The organism is uncultured Methanobrevibacter sp., assembly GCF_905235195.1.
Lineage (GTDB): Archaea > Methanobacteriota > Methanobacteria > Methanobacteriales > Methanobacteriaceae > Methanarmilla.
In genome coordinates, this window is the sequence record NZ_CAJOKH010000056.1 from 1 (window position 1) to 12,414 (window position 12,414).

Consider the following 12,414-nt stretch of genomic DNA (forward strand, 5'->3'; position numbering starts at 1 on the left):
TGAATGTATTTTTAGGAGCCTTAATCATATCACAAGGTTTTAACTCAAAAACAGCAATACAACAATTATCTGAGAACTAAAAAATTCAGGCCCCTAAAGAATATTAAATAGTCCCTATAAAAAAGATTACATAAAATATATGGATAAAAAGAATATAAAAATATTTAAAAGTATATTAGATACAGAAAGTTTCAGGGAATTTGATAAAATATGGCCACCAAGCAAAGTAAAAAATTGAAAATAAATAATCTTATTCTGGAAAAAAATTAATTAAAAAATTATAAAAAATTTAATTGAATAATATAAGTTATGTGAATCATTAAATAAAAATAAAAAAAATTAATTTAAAATAATAATGGATAAAATAGAATATATTATAGCAATTGAAATAAATAAAAAAATAAAGTCTAAAATATATATATATACGATATAGGATATATTAAAAATTTGAAAATGTAGTAAATATTTATAGAAACTAGCTAAACCTAATATTTGAAAATATTAAATTAATAAATATTTTTTATGAAGTATTATTAAAGGAATATTAAAAACAATGAAAAAAGAAGTAAATAGGTCTATCTTATGTTAAGGGATCTCTTCCAGGATATGAAAACTTCGGACATCTGCCAACAGATATGGTGAAAGAAAATGGATTAGTTGATGGTAATAAAGCACATGAAGAACTAGACGGACTAATAATTCCTGGAGGAAGTTTAATTGAATCAAATTCAATAAATAATACTCCATTAAAAGAAGAAATTATTAAAATGGCAAAAATGGGAAAACCAATAGTAGGAATATGTAGTGGTTTTCAAATTTTATCAAATGAGGTAGATATTGGAAGAAAATCACCTCAACCAATAATAAAAAAAGGATTAGGACTATTAGATGCAAAGTTTTCACCTTTAATATCAAATGATAAGGTAGAAGGAGAGGTGAAAGGAGAATCATTTTTAACAAAAGATATAAGCAAACCAATAAAAGGTTTCCATTGTCATACATATGGTAAAATAGATTCTAAGAAGAAAGGATTAATATATTCAAAAATTAAAAGAGTAAACTATAAAAATGAGGATAAAAAAGTATTATCTGGTCTGGTTAATGATGATGGAAATGTTATAGGAACAATGATTCATAAAATATTTGATAATAATAGAAAAATTGTAGATAATTTTTTAAACTTTATAGATGCAAAGGAAAATGATAAAAAGAAAATATTTGAAAGAAATAAGGATTTCATAAAAAATATCAATAAACAAATCGGTATAGAAACAAATATTAATATAAAAGGCCCTGGTCATTCACATCTAAAAGAACAGCTAAAGAGAAAAGAAGGTGAAATGCCTTTATGTATAATGATAGCAAGTACAGGTTCAGACAGTGGAAAAACATTTATAACAACTGGACTTGCAGGAAATCTTAGAGAATGTGGTCTAAATGTGGGACTGATAAAAATTGGTCCTGATATAAGAGATATTGTTCCAGGATTATATCTTACAAATGGATATATGGAAGAATATGGATCAATACAAATATCAAACTTAGGTTGGATGGAACTTGAAAAAGTATTAAATAATATTAAAAATTCCAAATATGATATAATATTAATTGAAGGAGTAATGAGTGTATTTACAGGTATGTTAAATAAAAAAATACCCTACTCCGGAGCAGAAATAGCAAGAGCAGGTAATATACCAATGATTCTTACTACTGGAGTAAATAAAGGAGGAATAGAATCAGCATCAATTGATATTGCAGCTCATGGAAAAAAATTAAAAGATTTTGATATTGATGTAGAGGCCATAATACTTAATAAAGTGTATGATATGAGTATTTATGAAAGTGTTAAAGGATATATTGAAGAAGAAACGGGTATTAATAATATAATGGCCATTCCTAAGGTTAAAATGGAAGAACATGGTACAACACCAGAAGTTGAAATAAAATTAGAAGATTTTACACTTCAAGGATACAATACAATTAAAAGAAACTTTGACTTTAAAACATTGATAAATATAAAAAAACAAGCAAAATTTAGAGGGTATCTTAATTATAAAGAGATAATGAATATTTATAAAAGTGGTTGAAAAAAGATAAAAAGCAATTTTATTATAATATTGATATAATATAACTAAATCTAATAAATTCTATATACTAAAAACACTTATAATAAAATTAGATATAATAAAATACAATATTATAAAATGGAAATATTAAAAAATTATATTTTTATATCTAAACTTACTTTATCTCCATCAGATAAATTTAATTTATCTCTTAAATTATCCTCGGCAATAAATTCTAAATAATTTTCATCATGAACTGTTTTAGCAGGAAATACTATAGCACCACTAACTCGATTTTCCAAATTTGCACTAATATATTTAACAGCTCCAAATTCTTGATCTGGTTTAATAATATTAGGACATTTATTTTTCATCTGTATAATATTTTCTAGCTTATCCTCTTCTACAATAATATTAAGTGTTCCTGGATAAGGTATAAAACCTAGTTTTTCCTTAAATTGATTTTTATAAAAATCCTGCCCTAAAAAATATGCTGCTTTTCCAAGACCAGTCGTTACAGTACCAATAATTTCCATAATTTATCACGAAAAATCTATAATATAATTATAAAATGAATTTATTTTAAAAAAAATTTAAAAATTATTTAAAGAATATTTAAAAATAAATTATTAATTTATAAATTAAAAATTAAATATAAGCCTAAATGTAAATTAAATAAATAATATTAAAATATTGATATAAATACTAAAGATATTATAATATATAAATGTTTTATATTTAAACATAACTATTTTAATTAGTAAATTAAAACAAAAGTTATTTTTATATTAAAAAATAAATTATTAAAAGAATAAAAAAAATTTATATTATTCTCAGGGCGGAGTGAAATTCTCCACTGGTGGTAATTTAAATATATTAATAAGTCCACGAGCACGTAAGTGTTGATTTGGTGAAAATCCAAAACCAACGGTAATAGTCCGGATGAAAGAGAATATATGGTTATTATAGTAAAAGTAAAGAATATTTTTTATGTATTACTAAATATTATATCTTTTTTTAGCCCTGATTCTAGTATTAAAATCTAGAACCTTAATTGAAAAACTCAGGAGTACATACTATGAATCAAGAAAAACTAGAAGGAACATATTTAGAACGTGTTGAAACTGCTGTAAAATACCTTAAGGAAGGTAAAGGTGTTATTGTAACCGATGATGAAGATCGTGAAAATGAAGGTGATATGTTCTTTTCAGCAGATTATCTAACTGAAAATCAAATGGCACTTTTAATTAGAGAAGGTAGTGGAATCGTTTGTTTATGTTTAACAGAAGAAAAGGCTGACGAACTTGAATTGCCATTGATGGTAGAAGATAATACAAGTACATACGGTACTGGATTTACCATAACAATTGAAGCAGCAAAAGGTGTTACAACAGGAGTTTCAGCTCATGACAGAGTAACAACTGTTAAAGCTGCAAGTAAAAAAGATGCAAAACCTAGTGATTTACATCATCCAGGACATGTTTTCCCACTTAGAGCGAAAAAGGGTGGGGTATTAGAGCGTGATGGGCATACAGAAGCTAATATTGAATTAATGAAATTAGCGGGCCTAACTCCAGCAGGTGTTTTATGTGAAATAACAAAAGAAGATGGAACAATGGCAAGAATGCCTGATGTAATTGCATTTTCTAAAAAAAGAGATATGCCTGTTGTAACTATTGATGATATCAAACAATATTTATTAGATAATAAAAAATGATCTATTTTTTTAATTTTTAATCTAAAATAATAGAGGGACTAATATGGAAAGTAAAATAATTCAATCTGATGTATTAATTGTAGGCTCTGGAGGAGCTGGTGCAAGAGCAGCAATTGAAGTTTCAAATGCAGGATTTAAACCTATAATAGTTTCAAAAGGATTAAGTTTTAGATCTGGTTGTACCGGTATGGCTGAAGGTGGATATAATGCAGTTTTTGGATTTGTAGATGCTGATGATACAAAAGAAACACATTTCAATGATACTTTAAAAGGTGGAAATTACCTTAATGATAGTAAACTTGTAAACATATTAGTTAATGAATCACCAGATAGATTAATAGATTTAGAAAATTATGGTGCTCTATTTGATAGGCAAGAAAATGGTAAATTAAATCAAAGACCTTTTGGAGGTCAAAGTTTTAGAAGAACATGTTTTGCAGGAGATAGAACAGGTCATGAACTTATAACTGCACTAAAAGAAGAAATTATAAAAAGAGATATTGAAACAATAGATGAAGTAATGATTACTAAACTAATATTAAATGACAGTGAATTTCCAAAAGTAATTGGAGCTGTTGGATTAGATTTAAAGGATTCAACAACTATATTCTTCAATGCTAAATCTGTAATACTTGCAACTGGCGGAGCAGGACAATTATATCCAGTTACATCAAATACTTTCCAAAAAAATGGTGATGGATATGCTCTTAGTTGGGATGCTGGTGCAGATTTAATAGATATGGAACAAGTACAATTTCATCCTACAGGAATGATAAAACCTAAAGCTAAGGCAGGAGTACTTGTTACAGAAGCTGTTAGAGGAGAAGGGGGAAAACTAATCAACAGCAAAAATGAACGTTTTATGTTTAATTATGATGAAAAAGGTGAACTTGCAACCCGTGATGTAGTTGCAAGAAGTATTTATAATGAAATCCGCCAAGGTAGAGGAACAGATGATGGTGGAGTATATTTAGATATTTCACACCTTAATGATGATGTAATAGATGAAAAGCTAGAAACGATGGTAGAACAATTTGCTGATGTTGGTGTAAATATTAAAAATGAAGCAATGGAGGTGGCTCCAACAGCTCATCATTGTATGGGAGGATTATTCATTGATGAAGATGGTAAATCATCAATTGATGGACTTTACGGATGTGGAGAAGTTACAGGTGGAGTTCATGGTGCAAATCGTTTAGGTGGTAATGCACTTGCAGATACACAGGTATTTGGAAAAAGAGCAGGAAAGGCGGCAAGTGTAAATTGTGAATTTGAAGAATTTGAATCAAATAATAAGATGGTAGAAGAAGAAGAAAAACGTATAAAATCCCTCATAAAAGATGGCAAATATAAAGCAGATGATATAAAAGAAAAAATAAAAAAGATTATGTGGGAAAATGTTTCGATTATTAGAAATGAAGAAGACCTTCGTTTTGCTCTTAAAGAGTTAAATAATATTAAAGACAATGAACTAAAAAATATTGATGTTAAAAACACTGCAGATTATAATAAAGACCTACAGGATGCACTTGAAGTGATTAATATGGTTGAAGTTGGAATATTAATTGTAAAATCAGCTATAATTAGAAGAGAAAGTAGAGGTGCACACTTTAGAGAAGATTTCCCAGATACGAAAGAAGGATGGGCTAAAAGTATCCTTATGGGAAAAACTAAATTAAGATTTATTAAAAGATAAAAATAATGTATATTAAATAAAGAAGTAATAATAAAAAATTTAAAAAACTAAAAAATTACTCCTGGTTAATCCAAACATATGTTGCACAAAGGGTATCTTTACCTGTTTTTATTCCAAGTGCAGAAGTGTTATAAGGAACAGTATCGATTTTAATCAATTCTAAAAAGGGAAATTCCCTTTCCATATATTCCTGATTGATTTCATCTTGAATGTGGACCTCATTAGGATTATCATACCAAGCATTATGATTTTCATACATATATGGAACTTGAATAAAGAGTTTAGATACCTTATTATTATTAATAAATTTATTAAGGAGTGTTTTACTATCCTTTAAAGACATGTGTTCAAGAACATCCCCCATTATAACTAAATCATAATGGACAAAATCAAAATCCAAAGCATCCTGTATATAAATATTATCATAAATGTAATTTAAACCCATCTCATCAATGTCCTTACCCCAAATATCAACACCATCAATATGCTTGTAAAAAAATGCTTTTAGGATTTTTCCATAAACCCCAGAACCAAAACCAATGTCCAATATTTTTTCATTTTTTTTAACATTATTTAAAACCCACTCAACAAAAATAGATTTTCCAACATCTGCAGAAGATCCTCTTTTCACCTTTTTAAACATCTTAGGATCGGTATTAAGTTTTAATTTTTCATTTTCTTCCTTTAATAGAAAATTTTCTTTAAGTAACTTTTCATAATTATTCTTATAAAAGTTAAATTGATTACTTTTAGATAATATTTTTGTTTTAAAATTAATAATATCACTCCTTTCTATTATAACCTAGATTAAATTATAAATTAAAAAAATATTTAAATATTATTTAAATTTAATAATATAAATAAGTTATTAGTGAAAATAATAAGTTAACTAATCTTTTAATTTAATCATTTCGTCAATAGTTTCATTAGCATTTTTTAAAATATCTGTCTCATTTAAATTAGTGAGTTTTCTATTTTCCATTAATATTTCACCATTTACTATAGTAGAATCCACATTGGATCCATTTGCAGAGTATACAATATTTGAGCAGGTATTATTGTTAATTGGTGAGAAATTAGGCCTATTTGTATTAATCAAAATAATGTCAGCGAGTTTTCCCTCTTCTATAGAGCCTAGATTTTCTAAACCTAATGCATTTGCACCGTTTATTGTTGCAAGAGATAATGTTCTTTCAGCAGATAAAACTTCAGGATTAAGAGTTTGTGCCTTTTGAAGAAGTGCAGTAAATTTCATCTCTTCAAACATGTCTAAATTATTGTTACTTGAAGAACCATCAGTACCAATAGAAACACAAATACCATTATCTATTAATTTGGAAATTGGAGCAATACCAGACGCAAGTTTAGCATTACTACATGGATTGTGAGAAACCTTTACATCATATTTTTTAATCAAATCGATTTCATTGTCTGATAACCAGACACAATGAGCTGCAATAATATCATCAGACAATATTCCCAAATCATCTAAATATTCAAATGGTCTAATTCCCCTTAAATCCATACAGTCATCTATTTCCTTTTGAGTTTCATTCATATGGATATGAATTCCAAGATTATATTTGTTTGCTTCCTTTCTAACACGGCGTAAAAGTTCAGGAGAGGTAGTATAAATTGAATGAGGTCCAAACATAGTGGTAATTCTTCCATCATAAGTATTATGATGGTTTTTTATTAATGATATGCTTTCCTTAAACTCATTTTCTCTCTTTTGTTCATCCCCAAAATCAATCATACTATAGGATAAAACTCCTCTAATTCCTGCCTTACCAATAGCCTTAGCAACATCTCCCATATAAAAATACATATCTGAAAAAGTAGTGGTACCTGATTTTATCATTTCTATTGCACCAAGCATAGTACCATTATAAATAGTTTCACTGTTTAAATGTGATTCTATAGGCCATATATAATCATTTAACCAGGTATCTAAATTTAAATCATCTGCATAACCTCTAAATAAAGTCATTGGTATGTGTGAATGAGTATTTATTAATCCCGGCATGAGTATTTTACCTTGAGCATCAATAATATAGTCTGCATTAGAATCTTCTATATCTTCACTTATTAAAGATATTTTATTATTTTCAATAAGTAAAGATGATTTATATTCATCAACAGTCCCAGTAGCTTTAGGGTTTAAAATTATAGAATTTTTAATTAATATATTATTAGTTTCCATAAAATCACCAGAATATTCTAAAAATTAATAATAAATATAATATAAAATAAATAATATATAAACTTTATATAAATATTAAATATACTTTTTAATAATATGTTAATAAATATTATAATTTAATAAAACTTAAAAAAGATAAAATTAAATTAAAATAAAAAAAATACAAAATATTTTACAATTATTATATAATAGATTACAGGATATAAAAATATGAAAATACAAATTGCCATTCCATCAAAAGGAAGAATAAGTGATCCTTCAGTTGAAATACTTGAAAAAGCAGGGATAAAACTTAAAGACTCATCTAATAGAAAATTAACATCCCAAACATACAATCCGAATATTGATATAATGTTTACACGTGCCAGTGACATACCAACTTTTGTAAAAAAAGGTATTGTAGATTTGGGAATTACAGGTGTAGATTTAATTAGAGAAAAAAATGCAGATGTAGAAGAAATTGTAGATTTAGGTTTTGGTCAAACAGATCTTGTACTTGCTGTATTAGAAGATTCAAAAATAAATAGCATAAAAGACTTTAAAGCAGGTATGAAAATTGCTACAGAATTTCCAAATATTACAAGAGAATATCTAAAAGAAAATAATATAGAAAATGTAGAAATTGTAGAACTTGCAGGATCTACAGAAATTGCACCATTAATTGGTATTGCAGATGGAATAACAGACCTTACAAGTACAGGCACTACACTTAAAAAAAATCATCTCAAAATAATTGATACTATACTAAATAGTACTGTTAAGTTAATTGGAAATAAAAATTCATTACTAGAAAAATCATCAATAGTAGAAACAGTATGTACAAGTATAACAGGCGTAATAAATGCAGAAAGTAAAAAATTAATAATGATGAATGTTACAAAAGAAAACTTAGATAAAGTAAAAGATCTTATGCCAGGTATGGGAGGACCAACAATATCAAAAGTATTATCAAATAAAGATATTTTTGCAGTTCAAGCAGTAGTAGATGAAGATAAAGTTTTCAAACTAGTAAATGACTTGAAAAAAGTAGGTGCTAAAGATATTTTAGTAGTACCAATAGAGAGAGTAATAAACTAGAAATTATTTTAAGAAATATACAATAAATAATAGTGTATATAATATTCTAATAGAAAAAATAAAAAGGTTAGAATATGAAATTTATAAGATTCATATCAGAAAATGGAGAAAAATCAGGCCTAATAAACAAAGAAAACTTAATCAATCCCCTTAAACAAGATTATATAAATTATGATTCAGACTTAAAAGATATAAACTTTGAAATTGAAGTAGATAATAGTAAATCTTATAAATTAGAAGATATTAAAATAATTGAACCTGTCAAGCCATCTAAAATAGTGTGTGTTGGTCTAAATTATATTGAACATGGCGAAGAATTAAATATGGATATACCAAATGAGCCAAAGATTTTTTTAAAACCCTCAACTACAACCATACCGCATGAAGAAAAAATTAATTATCCTTCAATGACAAATCAAGTTGATTATGAAGGAGAATTAGCAATTGTAATAGGTAAAAAATGTAAAGACATTGAAGCCAACTATGCAAGAGACTACATCTTCGGTTATACTATTTTAAATGATGTTACTGCAAGAGACTTACAGTCAATAGATGGTCAATGGACAAGAGCAAAAAGTTTCGATACTTTCTGTCCTATAGGGCCGGTTATCAATACAAATATGGATGCAAAAAATCAAAAAATTAAAACAAAAGTCAACGGTATTATAAAACAGGATTCAAATACAAATAATATGATATTTGATACAAATGAGCTTTTAAGTTTCATATCAAAAATTATGACCCTTAATTCTGGAGATATTATAGCAACAGGAACACCAAAAGGAGTTGGACCATTAATTTTAGGAGATATTGTAGAAATTACAATAGAAGATATTGGAACTTTAAGAAATTATATTTAATGGGATTATATGGAGTATGTAGAAAAATTAATTATATTATAATTTTTCATAAGAGATTAAATAATTAAGAAAGAAAAAATAAAATATTTGGTTTTCAATAGTATATAATAAAATACATTTTTATTATAGTTTAATTACTAAACTTTTGGTATATTGAAAAAACAGTATATCTAAATGTATTTTTAGGAGCCTTATCATATCACTAGGATTTAACTCAAACAACCATACAACAATTATCCAAGAACTGAAAATTCAGACCCCTATACTAATTATCTGTAAATAAAAAAATATCATGAACTAAAAATAATTAAAAATTTTTTTTAATGTGCCTATTATTTTGCTTTTATTACTTAATTTCTGATTGTTTTTATTATTCTGATTTTCATCAGTAGAAGTGATATCTTCTTTATTATAAACACTATTCTTATTAAATGGTAACCAAGAAATTTTCAAATTAATAATTTCCCCATCCTTAACATCTTCATAATAAGTAAAAGGTTCATTTTGATTAACAAGTGTATTTTTATCAATAATCTTTTTACCATTAATTTCAAAATTCGTATAATCAATATAAACTGGAAATTTATTTTTTAATTTATCTACAACATATGGACCAGTTAATTTAACTAACAATTTACCATCATTAATACATTTAATATTTAAATCAATAAAATTATCAAAAGAATGAATAACTAAACCTTTTCCAGTTTTGCCCTGAAACCATTTAGGGGCAGATATTTTATTAATTCCCTTATAGTCAATGATTTCAATAGAATTTCCTTTATTCATATTTCTTATTTGAATTCTAGCAGCATTATATTTAATCAAATTATCCTGATTTAAATGGATAACCTCACTGTTCTGTTTAAATTGATTAAACCATGACCTTATATTTTTACTATTTAATTGAGAAAAAGTACAATCATTTGCTATTTTAATAATTGCTATAGAAGAATGAATCTCTGAATAAATACTTTTAAATGAATTTTCTACATCTTGGTTTAACTTATTAGATATGATATTATAATCATAATCTGAATAATGCTTCTTAAATTCCATTTTAAAAGAATTTGAAAGGAAATTATCTCTTAAAAAAATGTATACATCCTCACGAGTAATATGTTTTGTTAGATTTTCGAAACTTATATTTCTTATAATTTCAGGACCGGAAATAAAATCAAAATCTTTTTGAACAAAAGGATATTTTTCATTTAAATTAAATGCATAATCAAGAGTATCCAGTTGAATTTCCCGATTCCCATCAAATTTAAAATTTAATAACTCTGGACAATATCTTGAGAATATTATTGCAAATAATAAATTATTATCATTACAATCATCTGTTTTTAACTTTAATCTTCTAATAATCGGATCAAAAAGAGGATTAACTAAAAAATGATTTATTAAATAACGTGTTACAGTGTTTTTTCCAAAATGATTCCTATCCCTAACCTCACTTCGATGAATTTGTGTAATTTCACTAGAATTTATATCAATTTTAAATTTTTTAGACAATTTATCCCAAGATTTTAAAATGACACGTTTAGAAGGATTGAAAAATGCTAAATCATCCCTATTTAATCTTATTTTCATATTATCTAAATATTCCTCTGGATATTGATTAGAATCTCTCAAAGATGCACCGCCCGCTCCAGTAAAATGATATATTGGTTTTGAGGTTATATATGATTCAAATATCATTCTTTTATGAAAACCTAATCGAACATAAAATGAAATATTCAAAGGAGTGTTAATATCATTAAATAAAATAAATTTAGTGTTAACTAGATCTTGATTTAACTTAAAATTGAAAAATTTACCTATTTTAGAAGCAATTTCAAAATCTTCATAATGATTCTTTCCTGATTCAATTTTGATTTTATCAAGATCAATATTTGAAGTGAGCCATAAAGTAGCAATAACTCTTGAATCAAAACCTCCAGATAAGTCAAATATTAAGTTATTAGTGTTTCTTTTAATATTTCTAATTATATTTACCCATTTATAATACCATTTATCCAATAATTCTATACCTTCTTTTGAATTTAAAGAAACAGTTTTTTCTTGATAATCAATTTCAGAAAAATCAATTGATAAATCATTCTTGTTAATATTTATAATATAATTTCTAGGAATAAGATTGATTTCATTAACTAATGTATCGCAATAAGCAAATGAAACTAAATCAGCGAATAAAAAAGCATCAGCATAGTCTTTATTAAGAGTTAACACATGAAAATGTTTTAAATAATCAACCAGCTTTACAAAAGAATTAGAAATAGCAAAATAATCTTTATTTTTATATATATAGATACCATAAGACCCATTAAAATCTTGTGATATTTTAATATTCTCCTCATCAACTTCAACAAAGATATATGCCCCTGTTGCATCTAAGGAAATATTCTTTATAATATCTTTATTTTCAATAATCCTATTATTATTAACAGAAAAACCATATAATCTTTCTTCAATTGAATCTAAATTATAAGAATCGATTATAAAAAATTGATCTTCCAAATAATCTATAAAATAATCCATATTATCCCTCAAAAATTAAATAATCTCATTTTAATCATTAAAATTAAATAATCATAGTATTTAAATAAAATTTATACAAAATTTATATGACATAAAATATTAAATATATATTATTTTAATTTTTTTTATATTCGATTATATAATTGTTTATAAATACCAATGCTGTCAAGCTAAGATTTTTTTCTGAGATTTTTTAATTTTATTTTTTTCACAAGATTTTTCATTTTATTATTTATATTTCGCTTTGTTTATTC

9 protein-coding genes and 1 riboswitch are annotated in these 12,414 nt (G+C 25.6%); of the genes, 5 read left to right on the top strand and 4 right to left on the bottom strand.

All coding sequences use genetic code 11. From position 1 onward, the window contains the following. Positions 1-569: 569 nt before the first annotated feature. Positions 570-2,087 (top strand): cobyrinic acid a,c-diamide synthase, encoded by a 1,518-nt coding sequence (locus tag QZ146_RS07195; RefSeq protein ID WP_295723071.1) that lies wholly within the window; start codon positions 570-572, stop codon positions 2,085-2,087. A gap of 134 nt (positions 2,088-2,221) precedes the next feature. Here the strand turns inward: QZ146_RS07195 and QZ146_RS07200 are convergent, their stop codons facing one another. Continuing rightward, positions 2,222-2,602, bottom strand: coding sequence for a DUF120 domain-containing protein (locus tag QZ146_RS07200; RefSeq protein WP_295723058.1), 381 nt, complete (start codon positions 2,600-2,602; stop codon positions 2,222-2,224). A 289-nt stretch (positions 2,603-2,891) separates the two neighbouring features. Beyond that, a riboswitch (FMN riboswitch) is annotated at positions 2,892-3,024 on the top strand. Positions 3,025-3,144: 120 nt separating this feature from the next. Between QZ146_RS07200 and ribB the strand changes: the two genes are divergently transcribed. Continuing rightward, the gene (ribB, locus tag QZ146_RS07205) at positions 3,145-3,783 is read left to right on the top strand and encodes a 3,4-dihydroxy-2-butanone-4-phosphate synthase (protein WP_295723059.1); all 639 of its coding nucleotides are present in this window, start codon (positions 3,145-3,147) and stop codon (positions 3,781-3,783) included. 43 nt (positions 3,784-3,826) lie between these two features. Beyond that, entirely contained in the window at positions 3,827-5,479 is a 1,653-nt protein-coding gene (gene tfrA / locus QZ146_RS07210; protein WP_295723060.1) for a fumarate reductase (CoM/CoB) subunit TfrA, read from the top strand. A 55-nt stretch (positions 5,480-5,534) separates the two neighbouring features. On the opposite strand, the gene QZ146_RS07215 is transcribed toward tfrA, so the two are convergent. Both QZ146_RS07215 and QZ146_RS07220 read right to left on the bottom strand, forming a co-directional pair. Then, positions 5,535-6,122, bottom strand: a complete 588-nt coding sequence (locus tag QZ146_RS07215; RefSeq protein ID WP_295723062.1) for a class I SAM-dependent methyltransferase — start codon at positions 6,120-6,122, stop codon at positions 5,535-5,537. A gap of 246 nt (positions 6,123-6,368) precedes the next feature. Further along, positions 6,369-7,682 carry an amidohydrolase family protein gene (locus tag QZ146_RS07220; RefSeq protein ID WP_295723064.1) on the bottom strand — a complete coding sequence of 438 codons (1,314 nt, stop codon included), beginning with the start codon at positions 7,680-7,682 and terminating at the stop codon, positions 6,369-6,371. 210 nt (positions 7,683-7,892) lie between these two features. Between QZ146_RS07220 and hisG the strand changes: the two genes are divergently transcribed. Further along, positions 7,893-8,759: an ATP phosphoribosyltransferase gene (hisG, locus tag QZ146_RS07225; protein WP_295723066.1), complete on the top strand. Its 867-nt coding sequence runs from the start codon at positions 7,893-7,895 to the stop codon at positions 8,757-8,759. Positions 8,760-8,833: 74 nt separating this feature from the next. Next, positions 8,834-9,619 carry a fumarylacetoacetate hydrolase family protein gene (locus QZ146_RS07230; protein ID WP_295723068.1) on the top strand — a complete coding sequence of 262 codons (786 nt, stop codon included), beginning with the start codon at positions 8,834-8,836 and terminating at the stop codon, positions 9,617-9,619. Between the two features lie 297 nt (positions 9,620-9,916). Here QZ146_RS07230 and QZ146_RS07235 read toward each other — a convergent pair whose 3' ends face one another. Then, positions 9,917-12,160, bottom strand: a complete 2,244-nt coding sequence (locus QZ146_RS07235; protein ID WP_295723070.1) for a hypothetical protein — start codon at positions 12,158-12,160, stop codon at positions 9,917-9,919. Between the last annotated feature and the right edge of the window lie 254 nt (positions 12,161-12,414).